Origin of the sequence: Vibrio profundum, from assembly GCF_050337555.1 — a bacterium.
Lineage (GTDB): Bacteria > Pseudomonadota > Gammaproteobacteria > Enterobacterales > Vibrionaceae > Vibrio > Vibrio profundum.
On record NZ_JAKJTA010000022.1, the window covers coordinates 1 to 20,429 of the forward strand.

The window sequence follows — 20,429 nt, forward strand, 5'->3', positions numbered from 1 at the left end:
GTTCAAGACTAGAACGTTGATAGGCAGGGTGTGTAAGTGCTGCGAGGCATTGAGCTAACCTGTACTAATTGCCCGTGAGGCTTAACCATACAACACCTAAGGGGTTTTGTGGACTCAAAGCCAAGAACGAATTGAATGTGTGACGAACTTTTAAAGACAGCTTTCCGAATTTAAGCATTTGCTTGGCGACCATAGCATTGTGGACCCACCTGATTCCATGCCGAACTCAGAAGTGAAACGCAATAGCGCCGATGGTAGTGTGGGGTCTCCCCATGTGAGAGTAGGACATCGCCAGGCTTTAATACCGTCTTAGGTTACAGACCCAAGACAAACCTGAATAAAGCAATCTAACCATAAGACTTTATTTAGGGTAAAAATATCACTGCGGAGTGGTAGTTCAGTTGGTTAGAATACCGGCCTGTCACGCCGGGGGTCGCGGGTTCGAGTCCCGTCCACTCCGCCACTTATTAAAAACCCCAGTCGAAAGACTGGGGTTTTTTGCGTTTAAACTAAAATTATTATATTCACTGTGCTTAGAAAACTCAGAGTTTTGCAAAAATCTCGCCCTAGCCGTTTCCCTAGCGCACAATTAGCCCTAAAGCTTTCCGCAGATAAATTCGTAGATGGGGGATGACATCTTGCTCAAACCAAGGATTTCGCTTTAACCAAAGTGTATTTCGTGGCGAAGGATGTGGCATAGGTATACATTGTGGTGCCCAGCGCTTCCATTGTTGTACCGTTTCAGTGAGTGTATTGGGCTTTTCAGCGAGATAGTAACGTTGAGCGTATTGTCCGATGAGAAGCGTAAGCTCAATGTTAGGTAACTCGGCTAATAGTTTTTTGTGCCAAGTTGGCGCACACTCTGGTCGTGGTGGCAGATCGCCGCTCTTTCCTTTGCCGGGATAACAAAACCCCATTGGCATGATTGCTAATTTTTTTGGGTCGTAGAAATCTTGTTTTTCTATTTGTAACCAGTCTCTTAACCTGTCGCCACTTGGGTCATTCCAGGCAATTGACGTGCTATGTACTTTTTGCCCAGGAGCTTGGCCAATGATTAAAATCTTCGCTTCTTTAGAGGCCTGCACGATTGGGTTAGCGCCGAGTGCTAGGTTATTTTTACACAACTGGCAGGTGCGTATTTCGGCTAATAAGCAATCAAGCTCATCAGTAGCCATGATCAAAGTTCACCAGAAAATTGAGAGAGAAGCCTTGATGCCAGCGAGTATAGTTGTCACGGAAAACCTCAAAAACCTGCTCAGGGAAACTGGTTGCTGCGATGTGTGGTGTAACCGTTACCGAACTATGTGACCATAGTGGATGCTCAGCTGGAAGAGGCTCTTGATCAAAGACATCGAGAAAGGCATGTTGAATATTCCCTTCTTCTAGGCAAGTCAGAAGCGCTGGTTCGTCGATAGCATTTCCTCGCCCCACATTAAATAATAATGCGCCTTGGCATGCGCGTAACACTGTAAGATCAATAAGTCCTTTAGTGTCTGGTGTGGCAGGCAGTGTATTAACGATAATATCGGAATTTGATGCAGCACAATGGAGTTCTTCAATATGGTAGTAATCTTTAAACGAGGACTCGTTTACTGGGATACCAGTACGGTTTACCCCGAATACCTGCATACCAATAGCGGAAGCCGTATGGGCTAAGTGTTGGCCTATAGAGCCTGTACCTAGTACTAACATGCGCTTTCCTGTTAAAGGCTGATAGTGGTGGGGGTGCCATTCTCCACAGTTCTGTTGCTTCTGATAGCATATAAAGTGGCGAAAGTGTTGGATCGTATAGCCAATGACGTACTCGGAAATCAATTGTCCGAATATGCCTTTCACATTGGTAAGGTGATAGTCTGCACGCATCGCCGCGCCTAGTAATGCTTCAACGCCAGCATAGCTAGATTGCAGCCATTCCAGTTCGCTAAATTCTTGGAGGCGGGGTGCAACTATAGGTGGCGCACCTAGCACGATATTGGCTTCGCTTGGGGAAGAGGTCACTTTTAGATCGGGCAGAGGCTGCTGTCGTAACAACTTTAAGAAGTGTTCGTTATGTTCAGTACAGAGGTAAACTTTATTCATGATGTTTCTTTTTTCCTTTCAGTATATCAAGTACACTTCCGCTGTCTTTAATTCGCAACTATAGAGTGAATATGCTACGTAATCCATTACAAGTTCGTCTTGAAAAGCTAGAGCCATGGCAACAAACAACCTTCATGGCGAGCTTATGTGAGCGCATGTTTCCTAACTTTGCTGTTTTTTGTGAACAAACTGAGTTTACAGAAGCACGGATATACCGTGATATCTTAGATAGCGTTTGGGAATCTCTGACGGTTAAGAATGCAAAGGTCAACTTTGAACACCAATTAGAAAAGTTAGAAGAGATCATTCCGACTGCCGAGGAGTGCGATCTTTACTTAGTCTATCCTGCGATTGACGCTTGTATGTGCTTGTCCTTTTTATTACACGGTCTATTAGATCGCGATGATCTTTTTGAAAGTATGCTCTCGGTCAGCCAGCGATCTGTCCATACGGTGGCTCAGTTAGAAGAAGCGCAAACGGGCGAAGTGATCACTGATGAGAACCAGAAAGGTAACCAAGCGGTTTGCCTTGAATGGGATGTACAATGGGCTATCTTTAGACCGCTGCGCGAGTCAGAAGAGCGAGATGTCGAATTGATTAAAGATTTGCGTAGCGAATTACGTGAAGAAGGGATCAGCAATATCGGTGCTTCGCTATAAAGCGAAACGAATTGTGCCCACTTGAATAAAGGTCGATAAAGCCTTGTAACTCGTAAGGTTGCTAGTTCAATACTGAACAGAAGGTAGCAGGACTGTGTAAACTGTGAGTGAATACTCATATTGTGGTCAAATGTTCGTCATGAAAGCTAAAGATCAGCGACAAACCTTTGCCAGATGGGGTCTTTATGCTTTAGAGTGAGCTTGTTTTCGATAACCTATAAGAAGGGAACCCTAATGAACAAGACCCAATTAATCGACTTTATTGCAGAGAAAGCAGACCTTTCAAAAACTCAAGCAAAAACTGCTCTTGAAGCAACTCTTGACGGCGTGACTGACGCGCTAACTGAGGGTGATCAGGTTCAACTAATTGGTTTTGGTACATTCAAAGTGAACCACCGTGCAGCGCGTACTGGCCGCAACCCTAAAACGGGTGCTGAGATTCAAATCGCTGCGGCAAATGTTCCAGCATTTGTTGCCGGTAAAGCGCTAAAAGATTCTGTAAAATAGTTTCGTCGACACCGAAGTAGTGATGCTTCGGTGTTTGCTTTATCCCCTTTATGAAAAAACTGCTAGTTTCACTCCTCACCACTTCATTACTCGCGGGCTGCGCCTCTTCCTCTTTTCCTGAACTTGAACAATCGACGACTTATTCTGGCGGTGAATTGACGGATTCATCAACGAGATTTTATTGGTCGACCGAGACACTTACGACACCACTGACTTCAGCAGACTATGTGCTGGGCAGAGACGCCAGTTGGTATAAAACAGATTACCTTTGGTCTGATGGCAAGCTTAGAGAGCTAATTAGACATGGTGAAACCTTAGGGCGCTCAAACAACCTCGTACCCTTTAACTTGCAATTACGTTTTGATCAAAATAACCAAGCTATTTATCAACATTACGTTGTCGATGGGCAAGTATTGCCGTTGAACGAGCAGCAACTCGCAAGCTTTCCTCAACAAGCCAGCCACGTTGAGAAAACGGTTAAAGAACAGCATTCAAATCGCACTGAACTGATACAAGGGGTTTGGAATGGTAAGGTATTTAAGAGCTGTGATGGCAAGCGCTATAACAAGTTGGAACTATCGAATGGATTGTCTATCTCAGAGCCGAAGTCAGGGCAATTCGTGGCTCTGGTGGGAAAAGTGCTAGGTTCAACTTTATTGGCGAAAACGTTACTTAAGACAGAAGATAGCTCGTACTCTTGCATTACCCGGCCTAGTTACATAAAGCCTCAGTAAAAGCTATCTATTGTGAAAACTAGGCTATAGCGAAAACTAGATCATAGTGAGAACTCAGCCACAGTGACAATCAAGTCACTGTGAAAGAACTAAGGCACTAGATCGGAACGCCTTAGTTGCCTTATCTTACTTCTCTTGTTCTCTTTCGATTGCGCGGTAGCCAATATCGTTACGATGGAACATACCATCCCAACTGATCGTCGTCGCTAGCTTATAAGCCCGTTGTTGTGCTTCAGAGACGGTTTCTCCTAGTGCAGTCGAACACAAAACTCGACCACCGTTAGTCACAACCTGGCCGTTTAGAGCAGCAGTGCCAGCATGGAAGACCTTTCCTTCAGTCGAGCTTTGTTGCGCTAGACCAGAAATCACATCGCCTTTGTTGTAGCTTGCTGGGTATCCACCAGCGGCGAGTACAACACCGATCGCGGCTCTTGGATCCCATTTTGATTCAACTTGATCCAATTTTTCATCGATGGCAGCTAAACATAACTCGACGAGGTCGGATTCCATGCGCATCATGATAGGCTGTGTTTCTGGATCACCGAAGCGGCAGTTGTATTCAATGACTTTTGGAGTGCCATCGCTATCAATCATTAGACCGGCGTAAAGGAAACCAGTGTATGGGTGCCCTTCTTGCGCCATCCCTTCTACAGTTGGGTAAATCACTTCCTGCATAATACGGTCATGGATTTCGCTAGTCACAACTGGGGCCGGCGAATAAGCGCCCATTCCACCAGTGTTTGGCCCAGTATCTTTGTCGCCGACACGTTTGTGATCTTGGCTGGTAGCCATAGGTAATACGTTCTTGCCATCGACCATTACGATGAAACTTGCTTCTTCACCAGTGAGAAACTCTTCAATGACCACTCGACTGCCAGCTTCACCGAAGGCATTTCCAGCAAGCATATCTTTGATTGCTTCTTCGGCTTCTTCCAATGTCATAGCAACAATCACCCCTTTGCCTGCCGCTAGGCCATCCGCTTTTACCACGATCGGAGCACCCTGTTCACGGACATAAGTGAGCGCGTGCTCGATTTCAGTAAAGTTGGCGTATGCCGCTGTTGGGATCTTGTGGCGGGCAAGGAAGTCTTTAGTGAAAGCTTTGGAGCCTTCTAGCTGTGCAGCCGCTTCAGTGGGACCAAAAATTGGCAAGTCTGCAGCACGGAATGCGTCAACTACGCCAAGAACTAGGGGGACTTCTGGGCCGACGATGGTGAGTTCAATCGCGTTGTTTTGAGCAAAGGTGACCAAGGCAGGAATATCTTCAACTTTGATATCAATATTTTCGAGTTTTGGCTCAAGCGCGGTGCCAGCATTGCCCGGCGCGATGAACACAGTGTTAACCTTAGGGTTTTGTGCGGCTTTCCAGCCTAAAGCGTGCTCACGACCACCGGAGCCAATAACAAGAACGTTCATCGTTATATCCTTACAATCTAGGAAGAGAGGCACCGAACGGTGCCTCTGTTGCAATTAGTGATTAGTGACGGAAGTGACGCATGCCAGTGAAGATCATCGCCATACCGTGCTCGTCGGCAGCAGCAATGATTTCATTGTCACGCATTGAGCCACCCGGCTGAATGACACACTTGATGCCAGCTTCAGCCGCCGCATCAATACCGTCACGGAACGGGAAGAAAGCATCTGATGCCATCACACTACCCGCCACCTCTAGGTTTTCATCAGCGGCTTTAATACCAGCAATTTTCGCTGAGTATACGCGGCTCATTTGGCCAGCGCCGACACCAATAGTCATATCACCTTTCGAGTAAACAATTGCATTAGATTTTACGTATTTTGCGACTTTCCAGCAGAATAAAGCATCTTTGAGCTCTTCGTCTGTTGGCTGGCGCTTTGATACGACTTTTAGATCATCTAGGCCAACCATGCCTTGATCGCGATCTTGGACTAGCAGACCGCCATTAACACGTTTCACATCGAACTCGGTCGTTTTCGTTGACCACTCGCCACATTCTAGTAGGCGAACGTTTTTCTTTGCCGCAATAACTTCAACCGCGGCTTGAGAAACCGCTGGTGCAATGATGACTTCGACGAACTGGCGTTCAACAATTGCTGTGGCTGTTTCAGCGTCTAGTTCTTGGTTAAATGCGATGATGCCACCGAATGCAGACGTTGGATCAGTTTGATAAGCGCGGTTGTAGGCTTCAAGAATATTGCCACCGAGTGCAACGCCGCAAGGGTTCGCATGTTTAACGATCACACAAGCTGGCTCGCTGAACTCTTTCACACACTCAAGCGCAGAGTCGGTATCGGCAATGTTGTTGTAAGATAGAGCCTTGCCTTGAATTTGACGTGCGGTAGAAACAGACGCTTCTTGTGGGTTTTTCTCAACATAAAACGCCGCATCTTGGTGACTGTTCTCACCGTAGCGCATATCTTGTTTTTTGATGAATTGTTGGTTGAAGGTGCGCGGGAATTTAGATTCAGCGTCGCCTTCTTTATTCTCACCGTATGATGGCACCATAGTACCGAAATAGTTGGCGATCATCCCATCATAAGCTGCAGTATGCTCAAAGGCAGCAATCGCTAAATCGAAGCGAGTGTTGTGAGTGAGTGAGGCTTCGTTGGCGTCCATTTCAGCGATAACACGTTGATAGTCACTCGCATTGACGACGATAGTGACATCTTTGTGGTTTTTAGCTGCCGAGCGAACCATCGTTGGACCGCCGATATCGATATTCTCAACGGCGTCTTCTAGTGTGCAGCCTTCTTTGGCAACCGTTTGCGCGAATGGGTAAAGGTTAACCACGACCATGTCGATAGGACGAATGTTGTGTTGGTCCATTACGTCACCATCGATGTCGCGTCGGCCAAGAATGCCACCGTGAACTTTAGGGTGAAGAGTTTTGACTCGACCGTCCATCATTTCAGGAAAGCCAGTGTAATCGGATACTTCCGTTACTGACATGCCGTTCTCAGCGAGTAGTTTTGCGGTACCGCCTGTTGATAAAAGATCAACACCACGTTGGGCTAGGGCTTGAGCAAATTCTACAATACCAGTTTTGTCTGATACGCTGATTAAAGCGCGGCGAATAGGGCGAGCGTTGTTCATGTTTCCATCTTCCTCAAATTCACGGAGTTACAACATAAATTCAGATGCCGACGATAAGGGCATTGTGAGCCAGTTAAAGCGACTATCTTTTAGTTGGGATTGGACGCCATCGGCCTCCATATTTGTTGGCGCACATTCTAACTAATTTAATCTTAAAAAGCTCGCGCAATCGTTTGGCATGGAGAAAAAATTGCGTATTTGAGGCAAAATAGTACAAGTATTATCGATGTTAAGGAGGCAAAAATGTTTCAAATTGGAGAGTTAGCCAAGAAATGTCAGGTCAGTGCGGATACCTTACGCTTTTATGAAAAGACCCAATTGCTTAAACCTGCCGGAAGAAGCGAATCTGGCTATCGTTTATATAACGAGGAAAACCAGCGGCAGGTGAACTTTATATTGAAAGCAAAAGAGCTGGGCCTGAGCCTTGAAGATATTAAAGAGTTGCTGGGGATTCAATTGGAACCCACGGAACATAGCTGTGCAGAAGTGAAGTTGATTACTTCTAGCAAGTTAGCCACGATAGACAGCAAAATTAGTGAGTTAACCAGAATTCGCGTCGCGCTAAAAAAAATTAATGATGCTTGCTGCGGTGATGTGACGGACAGTGCAGAACATTGTTCTATTTTAGCGGCGCTTGAGCAGCAAGAACAAGAGAGTGCTTGCTGCTCAAACAAATAGTCTTAAACTTTGAACATGCTTAAGGCCGATTGCAGTTGCTGGCCGCTTTCCATTAAATCGGTACTGGCTTGAGCGACTTGATTGGCTCGCGATGTGCTTTGCGCACTAAAATCAGCGATATGGGTAATGTTTTGGCTGATTTCATCGGTCGCTAAGGTTTGCTGTGAGCTCGCCTCAGCGATCTGTTCATTGAGTGACAATATAATAGTGACTTGCTCTTCAATGGCGCCGAGTGCTTGTTTTGCAAAAGCGGCTTGCTCTTGCGTTTGGGCAGATTGCTCTTGAGTTTTCGCCATGGATTCGGTTACCTCTTTTGCTCGCCCTTGTAAGCTTGACACAATGTGCTCAATCTCATCGGTACTGGCTTGCGTTCTGGTCGCGAGGGTGCGCACTTCGTCAGCGACCACTGCAAAGCCTCGTCCTTGTTCTCCGGCGCGTGCTGCCTCAATGGCAGCATTGAGCGCGAGCAAGTTGGTTTGTTCGGCGATGCCACGAATGACATCTAGCACGGTACCTACTTCCTCTGTATCTTGGGCAAGTTTATGAGTGTTGGTTTCAGTCTGACTGAGTAATTCCGACAAAGAATCTATCTGGGTGGTGGCCTTGTCTATGACGCCCGAGCCTTCGGAGCTCTTAGTACTGGCCTCCTGCGCCGCGGTAGCGGCGTTTTGCGCGGCATTGGCCACTTCTTGGTTACTGGCATGTAACTCGTTCATCGCTGACGCAACGGTATCAACGGACTGCTGCTGCTGGCCTGTTCGAGATGAGCTGTCTTGTGCGATTTCGTTCAGCTCTACGGCGGAAGAGGTAATACCTTCCCCGACCGGGGTAATATCTTGCACAATTGAGCGTATTTTCTGGGCAAATTGGTTAAATGCAACTGCGATTTGCGCCAACTCGTCTTTGCCATGTTCATCAAGGTGTCGAGTGAGGTCGCCATCACCACTGGCAATTTCATCTAGTGCATCGAGTGTTTGCTTACAAGGCCCGCTAATACTGCGGCTGATCCACATGGCTAAAGTGACGGCAACAATTAGTGATATCACTAAGGTATAGAGAACCAGTTGAATACGCTGCCAGACCAAGGCATCGACATCGTCCACATACACGCCAGTACCTACAATCCAACCCCATGGTTTGAATAGCTTTATATAAGATACCTTTTCAACAGGATTCTCGGAGCCTGGTTTTGGCCACATGTAGTACACAATACCTTGCCCTTTCTTCTTCGCGACATTGACAAACTCTACAAATAACAGTTGTCCATTGGCATCTTTCACCTTCGAGACATCTTTACCATTTAGAGCTGGTTTTATCGGGTGCATGACGACTTTAGGGTACATATCGTTGATCCAGAAATAGTCTTGGGTTTCGTACCGTAACTTTTCGATTGCAGTGCTCGCCGCATCTTTGGCTTGTTGTTCTGAAAGTTTTCCATCACGCTGCTGCTGGTGAAAGTGACTGAGAAGGCTATGGGCAGATTCCACCAAATGGCGAGTCTTGGTTTGTTTTGCGCTCATTAAGTCGTGTTGATATTGGTTGATGATGTAACCGAGAGGAATCATCATCACGACCATAATTAGAACGATCAGTAAGATGAGTCGCTTTTGGATAGTGAGCGATCTAAGGCCTAAAGTGTTCATGGTACGTTTCCTTGTACGCAGTATCTATCGGATATTCGAAAAGTTAATTTTATTATTGATAATGTTAACTGTAGTTAATAGTCGCGATATGGGTAGCTGAAAAGGTGAAATGTCATTATTTATTGGTTTAAATAGTCAAAATGAGACGGTGCTAAAAGCAAGTTTTAGTGGGCGTTGGGAAATTTGTCAGTATTTGGTTATCGGCGAGCTTTATCGATTGATGTACGCGAGGTGCTTAGGTAGCATCTGCGCCAGAGTTGGTGACAAATTTTCTTAATATTTTTGAAAGAAAGGCAGCGAATACATGAATAAAGCGGTGATTCAATCTTTGGCAGTGGTTCTAGCAAGCGCAATGAGTTACTCAGTGCTAGCCGCAGACAACCCCTCACCTGACTCAACAGGCAAGGCGCAAAGCCAAGAGGTGCCTGAGAAGGTCACTCCGCTGCTACCCGAAATATTGACAAGCTGGACATCTGACTCCGATTCTTTGCTCGAAGCACGGTTGCGCCAAGAAAAAAAGATAAGTGATATCCCCCTAGCCATGAGCTTGTATCAGCCGACGTATATTCTACCGTATTATTATACGGGTAGCCCTTATACGGCAGTGTATGAAGGTCAGACACCAGATAACCAGCAAGTCATGAACTCGGAGTTCAAATCTCAATTTAGTGTTCGGACGCCGCTGTGGGTGAACGCATTTGGCAATCCTAATTACAGTATTAACGCGGGATATACCCAGCTGTTCTATTGGCAGTTTTACGCCGAATCACAATATTTTCGTGAGACCAATTATGCGCCGGAAGTATTCTTTTCCGATCACTTTCAGCATAACTGGCAAGCCAGTTATGGTTTGGTGCATCAGTCGAATGGAAAAGGGGGAGAGAATGAGCGCAGTTGGAACCGAGTCTATGCCAACTTTGAAACATCTGGTGATAACTGGTTACTGAGTGTGAAGCCTTGGATGTTGGTCTTTCAATCAGACTCAAGTGATTTGCATAACCCCAATATCGCGCATTACCTTGGGCATGAAAAGATTCGCTATGACTACCGCTTTGCTAATAGCATGCAAGCGGCGATCTCGTTGACCAACGTTGAGAGTGGTATGCAGCGAGGGGCGGTTGAGATTGATTACACGATGCCACTAACAAGAAACCTCAGTTTCATGGTGCAGTATTTTAACGGCTATGGACAAAGCCTTATCGAGTATGACCACCGCACTCAAAGTGTCGGGGTTGGCTTCTCGCTTGGTATTTCTTAGTCGGTAAACGACATAAGGCGAACAACGGCCACTGAACGGCGACTGACTGTAAGTGGATTGGCGCTCAGTGACTCGCGTCTTTTTTGAGCTCCATTAACACGACGACTCGATATTTCGATATGGTTCCAATGTCGACTTTAGAAAGCCGGGCGAGCTCTGCGTTTGAGGTGGCTTCAGGATAATCCATCATAGCCTGTTTGACTTTGTCTTTGGCTTCAAACGCTCTGATTGCATTTGCATGATTTGCTAAAGGGCCGACCTGGTGGGCTTGCAAAGAGGACATCATGATCTCTTTGAGCGCATTGACATCGTCTTCAAGCGCCAACACTTTACGTAATACGTTTGTCTTACTGGTGCTGTCTTCTTGCTCTAGTTTTTGTCTTACGGCCTCCAGTAGCCATGCACTCTTGTTTCCCTTCGATTCTTTTTCTATTCGAATATATACCTCTTCTGGCACTCTGAAATTTACAATTTTACTCATGGTCGCATTCGCATTGTCTTACATGTGTCACACAGTATAGACAACGAACGTAAGACAAAGGCTATTATCTGGTTCTAAAGGAGTGAACTGCTTCCTTTTGTTGCCCGTACTTTATGGTGTTGTCTATACTCAGGGAAGAAAACAGCGGATGGGATGGCACCAAGAAAAACTGCACTCAATGGTCATGCCACTCTGTAAGTTCAAGCTGGAATTAGACATGAAAACGATGGACTCTTCGTTGCAGGCTTTTGAAGAAGGTCGCTTTGAAATAGATACTAGCTTGGCGCACGAGCATATTTTGTGCGTCAAGTTTCTTGGTCAATGGGAGATACAGATTGCTGAGAACTTTGCCGACAGTTTGCATCAACAGGCGATGCAAACTGTCGCAAAAACACCGTGGGGGGTAGTGAATGATCTTCGAGATTGGGGACTGTGCACCCCTGAAGTGATGTCGTATTTTATTGAAAAGCTGCAAACATTTGCCGATATCAACTTACGTTGGCATGCGGTGATTCCGAATAATCAGGTGCACAATTTATTGATTGATAAAGTCTACCATGGTGGTTCCCACATGATGATGGCCAATCAATATTTTGGTGACATGGAGAGCGCGCTGGATTGGCTCCGTGGGGAAATTACTTAATTTTAGTTTTTGATGATTTTGAGAGGGCAACAAGGAAATATCGATACTCATACAATTACGTCATCGCACATTTAAACATGGTTCGCTGTTTTTAGTTGAGTGCCTCCACCTTGTTAGGCTTATTGGTCAATGGGATCTATTTGATTCAGATTTTTGGTGAATCATTGAGGCCGATCTTAATATCCAACGAAACTTGTCATGTATCCTTCTCTAGTAGCATAAAGCTATTACGCATCAAATTTCTCCGACTCAACAAGTGAGATACTCACGGCTTATGGCAAGAGGTAGCCTGACAATTTGCTTCAGCGGCAGCGTAAAACTTGGAGAGGAACATGACGATTAACGTAGAACATACCTTAGATAAGCTCGAACAAAAATGTTTTGAATTAGATGCTTATCGAGACCACCTAATTAAGGAATCGGTCAACTGTATTAAAAAATTGGCCGATGACCTAATGAAGTCGGCTCTGCAATCTCATTGTGGTGTCGTTGAAAAGCTAGGGTGCGATGGACTGAAGCCGGTAAAAGAACAGTTCACATCCCTTGTTGACTCCCTCGGTGGGAAAGTTCATCAGATCTTAGAGGATGATAACCTTTGGGTATATAAGCAGAGAGTTGATGTGAGCGCCTTAAGTCAGCTGAGAAGCTCCGAATTCACGCTATTAAGCGAACAGCTTCCTCAGAAGCTTGAGAAAGCGCTAAAGTCGTTATTGTCACCAATTGGTGCCTTGCTAACGACATACAATCTTGCGAAAGAAGGTGATTGGCAAGTTGCCAATAGTAATTATGAATATATTGGCGCGATTCCTAATACACCATCGCTGGTAGAATCCGTAAAAGAATTGGCCCTCCGTCATCAAGATTACGATCGCTTGATCGATGAGCTGAAAAATTCAGAGAAGAAATCTGAACAAGATTCGGTATTGGATCTATGGGATAGCATTTAGCTCAATGTCCAAAGTCAAAGCCTTGCATCACGAGAGAGCGTGTCATAAGCGGTGATGTGAGGTTTCTATGGCGGGGAAAACAAAAAGGGTTAAGACATAATCTTAACCCTTTTAAAAATAAAGAATAAAACTGACGTTTTTAGTTCATGCCGTATTTTTTAAGTTTTTTACGTAGCGTACCACGGTTGATACCCATCATGGTTGCCGCGCGAGTTTGGTTACCGCGAGTGTATTGCATGATAGTGTCAAGGAGTGGCTGTTCTACTTCAGCTAGAACTAACTCATACAGTTCAGTGACGTCTTGGCCGTTTAATTGAGCAAGATAGTTTTTAAGAGATGCTTTAACTGAATCACGTAGTGGCTTTTGCGTGATTTGGTCTTGTGAAGTTACAGTCGTTACTGTTAAAGCTTCTGCTGTCAGATTTTGTTCGAACATAGTCGGTCTAGCTCTTCTGTTAATTATGATGCAACGTTATCAAAATAGCCTTGTAACGCTTCGAGCTGGTGCTCAGCTTGATCGAGAGCGTTAAAGGCACGGCGAAACTCATTCGCCTGTTCATGTTCTTTTAGATACCATCCCACGTGCTTACGCGCGATACGAGGACCTAAAAACTCGCCATAGAAACCATGTAGAGCACTCACATGCCCAAGCAAGATACCTTTTACTTCCTCCATAGGAAGTGCAGGCATCAGGGTGCCGTTTTCCAAGTAATACTGAATCTCTTGAAAGATCCATGGCCTACCTTGTGCAGGTCGGCCAATCATCAGGGCATCGGCGCCAGTGTATTCCAATACAGCTTTTGCTTTTTGCGGGCTATCAATATCACCATTGGCAATCACCGGGATATCGACGGCCTGCTTAACAGCCCTAATGCTGTCGTATTCTGCCTCACCTTTGTACATACATGTCTTCGTTCTGCCGTGCAGAGCGAGAGCTTGAATGCCGCAGTCTTGGGCCAATTGCGCAATTTTTACACAATTTTTGTTCTCGAGGTCCCAACCGGTACGTGTTTTTAATGTGACGGGTACATCAACCGCGGCAACCACAGCTTTGAGAATATCTTCGATAATCTCTGGGTATTTTAGCAGCGCGGAACCTGCGAGTTTTTTATTCACTTTCTTTGCTGGGCAGCCCATGTTGATATCGATGATTTGCGCACCGTTTTCTACATTAAATTGGGCTGCTTGGGCCATGAGTTCTGGATCAGAGCCAGCGATTTGCACTGAGCGTAGTCCAGATTCACCGTCATGTACCATGCGCTGCTTTGACTTGGATGTGTTCCAGACTTTTGGATTAGAAGACGTCATTTCACTGACGGCCATTCCCGCACCGTATCGGAGGCATAACTCACGAAAAGGCCTGTCCGTCACGCCAGCCATAGGAGCAACGATTAGGTTATTCTTAAGTTGAAAGTTTCCGATTCTCAAAATGTCATCACAAGTTCAGCACTAGCAAGGGCGCGCATTTTACGCATTTTTTTCTTGCCTGAAAAGAGCAATATTTGAGCATTTACAAATTGATTTGTAATTTTAATAAAAATCAACAAGTTAGCTAGATATTGCTATTTATTTTGCTTTTGTCCGGAAATACGACACCATTCGCTTTGTTCAGCAATTGGTGCAAGATCAAATTGTGCGCTGTAGTAGCTCGCGACATCTTGCGCTTGCGTATCAAGTACCCCAGACATGGCTAATTGGCCTTGTGGTTTCACTAAGCCGCTGATGATTGGCGACAGCTCGCGGAGTGGAGCCGCTAAAATATTGGCGACCACGACGTCGGCGACGAGATCCTTGGGCTGATCTTGTGGCATGTATACTTCTAGTTGATCGCCGACTTGGTTACGTTGCGCATTGTCTTTAGAGGCGAGTAGCGCCTGTGGATCAATGTCGATCCCGATGACTTTTGCAGCGCCCAGTTTGATCGCGGCGATCGCAAGAATGCCTGAACCACAGCCAAAATCGATCACGGTTTTGCCATTGAGATCTATGCTTTCGAGCCACTCAAGGCAAAGAGAGGTGGTAGCGTGTGTTCCTGTACCAAACGCAAGGCCGGGATCAAGCATGACATTGATCGCTTCTGGATCAGGCACATCACGCCAGCTTGGACAGATCCACAAGCGTTCGCCAAATTTCATTGGGTGAAAGTTGTCCATCCACTCGCGTTCCCAATCTTTGTCTTCTAGCTGCTCGACTTTGTAGGCAAAGTCGCTAGCGAGCAAGTCGCTGCCTTTCAACGTGATTAAAACGTTGTCCATATCTGTTTCAGCGTCATAGAGGCCAATTACGTCGATGTCTCCCCATAGGCGGGTTTCACCGGGTAAGGGCTCGAAGATTGGCGTATCTTTAGCATCTAAGAAGGTAACAGATAGAGCGCCTGTTTCTTCCATCAACATGTCGCTGATAGTTTCAGCGTTGTCAGAAGTCGCATTCAGTTTAATTTGGATCCAAGGCATGTTTGCGTCGCTTTTTTATACAAAGATAATCGTAGGGCAGGGAGTGTAGCATGATTTTCAATCAACCCCATGCGTATATTTCAGGCAAAATAAAAAGCCACCAAAGGTGGCTTTTTAACATTTACAGAGTGGACTCAGGGTTTATTGAAGACCGAGTTTTTTCTCTAGGTAATGAATGTTTGCACCGCCATGTTGGAAGTTCTCATCATTCATGATGGACTCTTGCAACGAAACGTTGGTTTTGATGCCTTCGACAATCATTTCGCCTAGAGCGTTTTTCATACGCGCGATAGCAACGTCACGGTTTTCACCGAAGGTAATCAGTTTACCTATCATTGAATCGTAGTGAGGTGGCACCGTGTAGCCTGTGTAGATGTGCGATTCCCAACGAACACCCATACCGCCTGGAGAATGGAAACGCTCAATCTTACCTGGAGACGGTAAGAAGCGTTCAGGATCTTCCGCATTGATACGACATTCAATGGCGTGGCCACGTATTTTGATATCATCTTGCGTGAAAGAAAGAGGTTGACCAGCTGCAACACGAAGTTGCTCTTTGATCAAATCAACGCCTGTAACCATTTCTGTTACTGGGTGCTCAACCTGAATACGAGTGTTCATTTCGATGAAGTAAAATTCACCGTTTTCGTACAAGAATTCGAAGGTACCTGCGCCGCGGTAGCCAATTTCAACACATGCACGAGTACAGCGTTCACCGATGTACTTACGCATCTCTTCAGTGATACCTGGTGCTGGTGCTTCTTCAACCACTTTCTGGTGGCGACGTTGCATTGAACAGTCACGTTCACCAAGGTGAATGGCGTTGCCTTGACCGTCAGCAATGATCTGAACTTCAACGTGACGAGGGTTTTCTAGGAATTTCTCCATGTAAACCACATCGTTGTTAAACGCAGCTTTTGCTTCAGCTCGTGTCATTGAGATAGCTTCGATCAGGTCTTCTTCTGCACGTACCACACGCATACCACGACCACCGCCACCACCAGAGGCTTTAATGATAACAGGGTAGCCAATGCGTTTAGCGTGGGTTTTGTTCTGTACTTGATCGTCGTCTAGAGGACCGTCTGAACCTGGAACACAAGGTACGCCAGCTTTTTTCATTGAGTTGATCGCAGACACTTTGTCACCCATCATACGGATGGTTTCTGCTTTCGGGCCAACAAAAATGAAACCACTACGCTCAACTTGTTCTGCGAAATCTGCGTTTTCAGACAGGAAGCCGTAGCCTGGGTGAATAGCGATAGCGCCAGTCACTTCTGCAGCTGAGATAATGCGTGGGATATTCAAGTAGCTATCGATACCGCGCGCAGGGCCAATACAAACGGTTTCGTCTGCTAATAGTACGTGCTTAAGATCACGGTCAGCAGTCGAGTGAACTGCGACAGTCTTGATACCGAGTTCTTTACATGCGCGCAGAATACGCAGCGCAATTTCGCCTCGGTTCGCTATGACTAATTTATCTAACATGCCAGAGAGCCTCTATTATTCGATAACAACAAGTGGTTGGTCGAATTCTACTGCTTGGCCATCTTCCACTAGGATCGCGGTAACAACACCAGACTTATCTGATTCGATTTGGTTCATCATTTTCATCGCTTCAACGATGCAAAGTGTTTCACCAGCCGTTACAGATTGGCCAACTTCGATGAATGATTTTGCTTCAGGGCTTGGAGAGCGGTAGAAAGTACCGACCATAGGAGAAAGCACTTGGTGACCTGCAGGGACAGCTGGTGCACTTTCTTCTTGAGCTGCAACTGGAGCTGCAACCGGAGCTGCAACCGGAGCCGCTGCGTATTGAACTGGCGCTACTTGAGCCGCTGGACTATTACGGCTGATGCGTACTGATTCTTCACCTTCTGAGATCTCTAGCTCAGAAATTCCAGATTCTTCAACAAGTTCAATCAGCTTCTTAATTTTACGGATATCCATGGTCATTTCTCTTCATCTTGTAGTTAAGTCAGCCCACAAAGGGCTGCAGAGTGTTAGGTGTTACTTTGCTTGCAGCTGAGTAATAGCCGCAGACAAAGCGAATTCGTAACCCTGTGCGCCAAACCCACAAATCACCCCTTCGGCTTTATCCGATAAGTAGGAGTGATGACGGAATGGCTCGCGCGCATGAACGTTGGATAAATGGACTTCAATAAAGGGTATGTTAACCCCAAGCAGCGCATCACGTAGTGCCACACTTGTGTGGGTGAACGCAGCGGGGTTGATAATGATGAAGTCAACGTTATCATGGGCAGCATGTATGGCCTCGATTAACTCATACTCCCTGTTTGATTGCAGGTGAGTGAGATCGACATTAGCCTGATGTGCTTGTTTCTTTAGCACTGTGACAATGTTATCTAGGGTATTCGTGCCATAATGAGATGGCTCCCTTAAGCCTAATAGGTTAAGGTTTGGGCCATTTAGAACTAGAATACGTAACTTGGTAGACATTGTGGTGCCATCTTTCACTAATGTTGAGAGAATACGAATATTCCCACAATAATCAACAAATCATCAAGAATTTTTTCTTGAAAATAAGAGAATGTAAGCAAATTGCCCACGATTATAGCCAAATCATCGCAAATAGCAGCATTTTTCTGGTCTAATCACCTAGGTGGAGTGGTTTGTTGGTGGTATTTTTACATTGTGCTGACTTCGCCGTCTGTCTGGCCATTGTCAGTAGAAGGTAGGGGTTATCGGCCACCCACTTATAGAAGGTGAGCGGCCGATGGAGTTAATTCATAGCATGATTTTCTTCGATCAGCTTATCGACAACACTTGGGTCAGCGAGTGTTGATGTGTCTCCTAAGTTATTGATATCGCCAGTGGCAATCTTTCTAAGAATGCGTCGCATGATTTTTCCTGAACGTGTTTTTGGCAGTGAATCTGTCCAATGGAGGACATCAGGCGTCGCGATAGGGCCGATTTCTTTTCTCACCCAATCTTTCACTTGTTTGTGCAGCTCTGCGTCTGGGTATTCACCATGGTTTAAAGTCACGTACGCGTAAATGGCTTGGCCTTTGATGTCGTGCGGGATACCAACAATGGCCGCTTCGGCGATTTTATCAAACGCGACCAGCGCTGACTCGATTTCGGCAGTGCCCATACGGTGGCCAGAGACATTGAGTACATCATCAACTCGCCCTGTGATCCAGTAGTAGCCATCTTCATCGCGACGTGCACCGTCTCCAGTGAAATACATCCCTTTGAAAGTGGAGAAGTAGGTTTGCTCGAAGCGTTCATGATCGCCGTAGACGGTGCGCATTTGACCCGGCCAAGAGTCCAAAATGACTAAATTGCCTTCCGCTTGACCTGTGATGACTTTGCCCATGTTATCCACGAGTGCTGGTTGCACGCCAAAAAATGGTCGTGTGGCTGAGCCGGGTTTGAGCGCCGTCGCTCCTGGAAGTGGTGAAATTAGGATGCCGCCAGTTTCTGTCTGCCACCAAGTATCTACGATGGGTGAGGCCTGATTTCCAATAGTTTGGTAATACCACTCCCATGCTTCTGGGTTGATTGGCTCACCGACTGAGCCCAAGACTCGTAGACTGGTACGCGACGTGTCGCCGATCGTCGCTTGCTGGCCTTCGGCCATTAGCGCGCGAATCGCAGTTGGGGCGGTGTAGAGAATATTAACTTTATGCTTGTCAATAACCTCACTCATACGGCTCGTGTTCGGATAATTAGGTACACCTTCAAATAGGACCGTTTTTGCGCCGTTTGCCAATGGGCCGTAGATCAAATAGGTGTGGCCAGTAATCCAGCCGACGTCCGCAGTACACCAGAAGGTTTCGCCCGGTTGATAGTCAAAAACATATTTAAACGTCATGGCTGCATATACGAGATAGCCACCAGTGGTATGCAACACCCCTTTTGGTTTGCCAGTTGAGCCTGATGTGTAGAGGATAAATAGTGGGTCTTCAGCCTTCATCGCTTCAGGTGGGCAGTCATTGCTGACGGATTCAGTCGCTTGGTGCCACCATACGTCGCGCTGGTTGTCCCACGAGATATCCGCGCCAGTACGTTGCAAGACGATAACTTTTGAAATGTTCTCAACTTTAGGATTCGCTAGGGCTTGGTCGACATTTTTCTTTAGTGGTACGCTTCTTCCGCCACGTACGCCTTCATCGGCGGTAATGACCAATTTGGCATCTGAATCGATGATGCGGCCCGCGAGCGCTTCCGGTGAGAAACCACCGAATACTACCGTATGTACCGCGCCAACGCGGGTACAAGCGAGCATCGCGATCGCGGCCTCAAGTACCATTGGCATGTACAAGCACACGACATCACCCTTTTTTATTCCTTGTTGCTTCAAGACGTTCGCAAAACGACACACTTCTTGATGCAGTTGATTGAAGGTGAGGGTTTTGTCTTGGCTTGGGTCATCACCTTCCCAAATTAACGCGACATCATCGCCTTTGGTGGCAAGGTGACGATCAATACAGTTTGCAGAAACATTGAGGCAACCATCTTCGAACCAACGGATGTCGACATGGCCTGAATCAAAAGACGTGTTTTTGACCTGAGTGTAGGGAGTCATCCAATCGACGATTTGGCCATGTTCCTTCCAGAACCCTTCTGGATCCGTGATCGATTGTTGATACATGTTGAGGTAAGTATCGTTATCTGCGTGGGTAGTCCGTTTGATATTGTCTTTCACTGGGTATACATGGGTTTCGCTCATTACCTATCTCCTTTATATTCGGCAAACGTCTTCTAGAGTGACAGGAATGCGGTGGAATTGACGAGACGTGGGTAAAAGTATTGCTATCTACCCGCCACTGGTCACCGCTAGAAGGTGTGTATTGTTTTGGACTCACACAGCTCGGTTCATCGTCCTAGTTGAGCCACTTTCTATGAGAGCGATCACTTCTACAATTAGACTTTAGGATAAGGGTGTGAGGACAAATGAACGCTGTAGAGAGAAGAACAAACCCCTAGCACTATCGGTGGGCATATGCGATGGTTTTGCCAGATGAAAGATGTGACTAAGGATAGAAAATGCACCAGCCGCCACTAACCCATAAAGTGAAAAGAGAAGAAAATGTTTCTCAAGGACAGGTTCACCATGCGCAGACAACTACAACTGTAAGTATGGAAGTGCTCAACACAATGGTGGTGCACTGCGCTCAAGTTAACCAAACTGCGTCACAATTTCTTCCGGGTTGGAAAGCTCAATTAGTTCTGCTGCCGGATAACCAGCAGGCTCCTCTTTCTTTGGTGGATTACGCAGAGCGAGTGTTGGCACTGGTGCTGGGAACGGCTGCG

20 protein-coding genes, 1 tRNA gene and 2 rRNA genes are annotated in these 20,429 nt (G+C 46.2%); 10 read left to right on the forward strand and 13 right to left on the reverse strand.

Features of this window, described 5'->3' with window-relative positions; all coding sequences use genetic code 11:
• The 3 genes from L4C34_RS17440 to L4C34_RS17450 form a co-directional block, all read left to right on the forward strand.
• Positions 1-89 (forward strand): 23S ribosomal RNA (locus L4C34_RS17440); the annotation flags it as partial.
• A 92-nt stretch (positions 90-181) separates the two neighbouring features.
• Positions 182-297: ribosomal RNA gene (rrf, locus tag L4C34_RS17445) — 5S ribosomal RNA — on the forward strand.
• A gap of 89 nt (positions 298-386) precedes the next feature.
• A tRNA-Asp gene (locus L4C34_RS17450) sits at positions 387-463 on the forward strand.
• Between the two features lie 115 nt (positions 464-578).
• Here the strand turns inward: L4C34_RS17450 and L4C34_RS17455 are convergent.
• On the reverse strand, positions 579-1,175 hold the full coding sequence (locus L4C34_RS17455; RefSeq protein ID WP_428790617.1) for a uracil-DNA glycosylase family protein: 597 nt from the start codon (positions 1,173-1,175) through the stop codon (positions 579-581).
• Entirely contained in the window at positions 1,165-2,079 is a 915-nt protein-coding gene (locus L4C34_RS17460; protein ID WP_428790618.1) for a D-2-hydroxyacid dehydrogenase, read from the reverse strand. The genes L4C34_RS17455 and L4C34_RS17460 overlap by 11 nt, the downstream gene beginning before the upstream one ends.
• Positions 2,080-2,150: 71 nt before the next feature.
• On the opposite strand from L4C34_RS17460, the gene L4C34_RS17465 reads away from it, so the two are divergent.
• The 3 genes from L4C34_RS17465 to L4C34_RS17475 all read left to right on the forward strand — a co-directional run bounded on the left by L4C34_RS17465 (position 2,151) and on the right by L4C34_RS17475 (position 3,979).
• Positions 2,151-2,738, forward strand: a complete 588-nt coding sequence (locus tag L4C34_RS17465) for a YjaG family protein (RefSeq protein ID WP_428790619.1) — start codon at positions 2,151-2,153, stop codon at positions 2,736-2,738.
• A 234-nt stretch (positions 2,739-2,972) separates the two neighbouring features.
• A complete protein-coding gene (hupA, locus tag L4C34_RS17470) occupies positions 2,973-3,245 on the forward strand; it encodes a nucleoid-associated protein HU-alpha (protein WP_428790620.1) in 273 nt (90 codons plus the stop codon).
• A 50-nt stretch (positions 3,246-3,295) separates the two neighbouring features.
• Complete coding sequence (locus tag L4C34_RS17475) at positions 3,296-3,979, forward strand: DUF1481 domain-containing protein (protein WP_428790621.1); 684 nt, start codon at positions 3,296-3,298, stop codon at positions 3,977-3,979.
• Between the two features lie 126 nt (positions 3,980-4,105).
• On the opposite strand, the gene purD is transcribed toward L4C34_RS17475, so the two are convergent.
• Both purD and purH read right to left on the reverse strand, forming a co-directional pair.
• The gene (gene purD / locus L4C34_RS17480; protein ID WP_428790622.1) at positions 4,106-5,395 is read right to left on the reverse strand and encodes a phosphoribosylamine--glycine ligase; all 1,290 of its coding nucleotides are present in this window, start codon (positions 5,393-5,395) and stop codon (positions 4,106-4,108) included.
• Between the two features lie 61 nt (positions 5,396-5,456).
• Positions 5,457-7,049: a bifunctional phosphoribosylaminoimidazolecarboxamide formyltransferase/IMP cyclohydrolase gene (gene purH / locus L4C34_RS17485; RefSeq protein ID WP_428790623.1), complete on the reverse strand. Its 1,593-nt coding sequence runs from the start codon at positions 7,047-7,049 to the stop codon at positions 5,457-5,459.
• Positions 7,050-7,292: 243 nt separating this feature from the next.
• On the opposite strand from purH, the gene zntR reads away from it, so the two are divergent.
• Positions 7,293-7,727 carry a Zn(2+)-responsive transcriptional regulator gene (gene zntR, locus L4C34_RS17490; RefSeq protein ID WP_428790624.1) on the forward strand — a complete coding sequence of 145 codons (435 nt, stop codon included), beginning with the start codon at positions 7,293-7,295 and terminating at the stop codon, positions 7,725-7,727.
• 2 nt (positions 7,728-7,729) lie between these two features.
• On the opposite strand, the gene L4C34_RS17495 is transcribed toward zntR, so the two are convergent.
• Positions 7,730-9,370 (reverse strand): methyl-accepting chemotaxis protein, encoded by a 1,641-nt coding sequence (locus L4C34_RS17495; protein WP_428790625.1) that lies wholly within the window; start codon positions 9,368-9,370, stop codon positions 7,730-7,732.
• 304 nt (positions 9,371-9,674) lie between these two features.
• Between L4C34_RS17495 and L4C34_RS17500 the strand changes: the two genes are divergently transcribed.
• On the forward strand, positions 9,675-10,628 hold the full coding sequence (locus L4C34_RS17500) for a phospholipase A (protein WP_428790626.1): 954 nt from the start codon (positions 9,675-9,677) through the stop codon (positions 10,626-10,628).
• Between the two features lie 64 nt (positions 10,629-10,692).
• Here the strand turns inward: L4C34_RS17500 and L4C34_RS17505 are convergent, their stop codons facing one another.
• Positions 10,693-11,109 carry a hypothetical protein gene (locus tag L4C34_RS17505; protein ID WP_428790627.1) on the reverse strand — a complete coding sequence of 139 codons (417 nt, stop codon included), beginning with the start codon at positions 11,107-11,109 and terminating at the stop codon, positions 10,693-10,695.
• Between the two features lie 148 nt (positions 11,110-11,257).
• Here L4C34_RS17505 and L4C34_RS17510 point away from each other — a divergent pair, with 148 nt between their 5' ends.
• Positions 11,258-11,752: a hypothetical protein gene (locus tag L4C34_RS17510; RefSeq protein WP_428790628.1), complete on the forward strand. Its 495-nt coding sequence runs from the start codon at positions 11,258-11,260 to the stop codon at positions 11,750-11,752.
• 332 nt (positions 11,753-12,084) lie between these two features.
• Positions 12,085-12,699, forward strand: a complete 615-nt coding sequence (locus tag L4C34_RS17515; RefSeq protein WP_428790629.1) for a hypothetical protein — start codon at positions 12,085-12,087, stop codon at positions 12,697-12,699.
• A 139-nt stretch (positions 12,700-12,838) separates the two neighbouring features.
• Here L4C34_RS17515 and fis read toward each other — a convergent pair whose 3' ends face one another.
• From fis to acs, 7 genes are all read right to left on the reverse strand, one after another.
• Positions 12,839-13,135: a DNA-binding transcriptional regulator Fis gene (gene fis / locus L4C34_RS17520; RefSeq protein ID WP_428790630.1), complete on the reverse strand. Its 297-nt coding sequence runs from the start codon at positions 13,133-13,135 to the stop codon at positions 12,839-12,841.
• 23 nt (positions 13,136-13,158) lie between these two features.
• Positions 13,159-14,127 (reverse strand): tRNA dihydrouridine synthase DusB, encoded by a 969-nt coding sequence (gene dusB / locus L4C34_RS17525; RefSeq protein WP_428790631.1) that lies wholly within the window; start codon positions 14,125-14,127, stop codon positions 13,159-13,161.
• Between the two features lie 134 nt (positions 14,128-14,261).
• Positions 14,262-15,152, reverse strand: coding sequence for a 50S ribosomal protein L11 methyltransferase (gene prmA, locus L4C34_RS17530; RefSeq protein ID WP_428790632.1), 891 nt, complete (start codon positions 15,150-15,152; stop codon positions 14,262-14,264).
• Positions 15,153-15,293: 141 nt separating this feature from the next.
• Positions 15,294-16,637, reverse strand: a complete 1,344-nt coding sequence (gene accC / locus L4C34_RS17535) for an acetyl-CoA carboxylase biotin carboxylase subunit (protein WP_428790633.1) — start codon at positions 16,635-16,637, stop codon at positions 15,294-15,296.
• 15 nt (positions 16,638-16,652) lie between these two features.
• Positions 16,653-17,099: an acetyl-CoA carboxylase biotin carboxyl carrier protein gene (accB, locus tag L4C34_RS17540; protein ID WP_428790634.1), complete on the reverse strand. Its 447-nt coding sequence runs from the start codon at positions 17,097-17,099 to the stop codon at positions 16,653-16,655.
• 60 nt (positions 17,100-17,159) lie between these two features.
• The gene (gene aroQ, locus L4C34_RS17545; protein WP_428790635.1) at positions 17,160-17,609 is read right to left on the reverse strand and encodes a type II 3-dehydroquinate dehydratase; all 450 of its coding nucleotides are present in this window, start codon (positions 17,607-17,609) and stop codon (positions 17,160-17,162) included.
• Positions 17,610-17,892: 283 nt separating this feature from the next.
• On the reverse strand, positions 17,893-19,845 hold the full coding sequence (gene acs / locus L4C34_RS17550; RefSeq protein ID WP_428790636.1) for an acetate--CoA ligase: 1,953 nt from the start codon (positions 19,843-19,845) through the stop codon (positions 17,893-17,895).
• Between the last annotated feature and the right edge of the window lie 584 nt (positions 19,846-20,429).

Bases quoted from the DNA above. Each gene is read 5' to 3' on its own strand.
- fis (WP_428790630.1), bottom strand. From the start codon at position 13,135: ATGTTCGAACAAAATCTGACAGCAGAAGCTTTAACAGTAACGACTGTA.
- accB (WP_428790634.1), bottom strand. From the start codon at position 17,099: ATGGATATCCGTAAAATTAAGAAGCTGATTGAACTTGTTGAAGAATCT.
- L4C34_RS17495 (WP_428790625.1), bottom strand. From the start codon at position 9,370: ATGAACACTTTAGGCCTTAGATCGCTCACTATCCAAAAGCGACTCATC.
- L4C34_RS17465 (WP_428790619.1), top strand. From the start codon at position 2,151: ATGCTACGTAATCCATTACAAGTTCGTCTTGAAAAGCTAGAGCCATGG.
- accC (WP_428790633.1), bottom strand. From the start codon at position 16,637: ATGTTAGATAAATTAGTCATAGCGAACCGAGGCGAAATTGCGCTGCGT.
- L4C34_RS17460 (WP_428790618.1), bottom strand. From the start codon at position 2,079: ATGAATAAAGTTTACCTCTGTACTGAACATAACGAACACTTCTTAAAG.
- aroQ (WP_428790635.1), bottom strand. From the start codon at position 17,609: ATGTCTACCAAGTTACGTATTCTAGTTCTAAATGGCCCAAACCTTAAC.
- purH (WP_428790623.1), bottom strand. From the start codon at position 7,049: ATGAACAACGCTCGCCCTATTCGCCGCGCTTTAATCAGCGTATCAGAC.
- L4C34_RS17475 (WP_428790621.1), top strand. From the start codon at position 3,296: ATGAAAAAACTGCTAGTTTCACTCCTCACCACTTCATTACTCGCGGGC.
- L4C34_RS17500 (WP_428790626.1), top strand. From the start codon at position 9,675: ATGAATAAAGCGGTGATTCAATCTTTGGCAGTGGTTCTAGCAAGCGCA.
- L4C34_RS17515 (WP_428790629.1), top strand. From the start codon at position 12,085: ATGACGATTAACGTAGAACATACCTTAGATAAGCTCGAACAAAAATGT.
- L4C34_RS17505 (WP_428790627.1), bottom strand. From the start codon at position 11,109: ATGAGTAAAATTGTAAATTTCAGAGTGCCAGAAGAGGTATATATTCGA.
- L4C34_RS17510 (WP_428790628.1), top strand. From the start codon at position 11,258: ATGGGATGGCACCAAGAAAAACTGCACTCAATGGTCATGCCACTCTGT.
- L4C34_RS17455 (WP_428790617.1), bottom strand. From the start codon at position 1,175: ATGGCTACTGATGAGCTTGATTGCTTATTAGCCGAAATACGCACCTGC.
- prmA (WP_428790632.1), bottom strand. From the start codon at position 15,152: ATGCCTTGGATCCAAATTAAACTGAATGCGACTTCTGACAACGCTGAA.
- acs (WP_428790636.1), bottom strand. From the start codon at position 19,845: ATGAGCGAAACCCATGTATACCCAGTGAAAGACAATATCAAACGGACT.
- zntR (WP_428790624.1), top strand. From the start codon at position 7,293: ATGTTTCAAATTGGAGAGTTAGCCAAGAAATGTCAGGTCAGTGCGGAT.
- purD (WP_428790622.1), bottom strand. From the start codon at position 5,395: ATGAACGTTCTTGTTATTGGCTCCGGTGGTCGTGAGCACGCTTTAGGC.
- hupA (WP_428790620.1), top strand. From the start codon at position 2,973: ATGAACAAGACCCAATTAATCGACTTTATTGCAGAGAAAGCAGACCTT.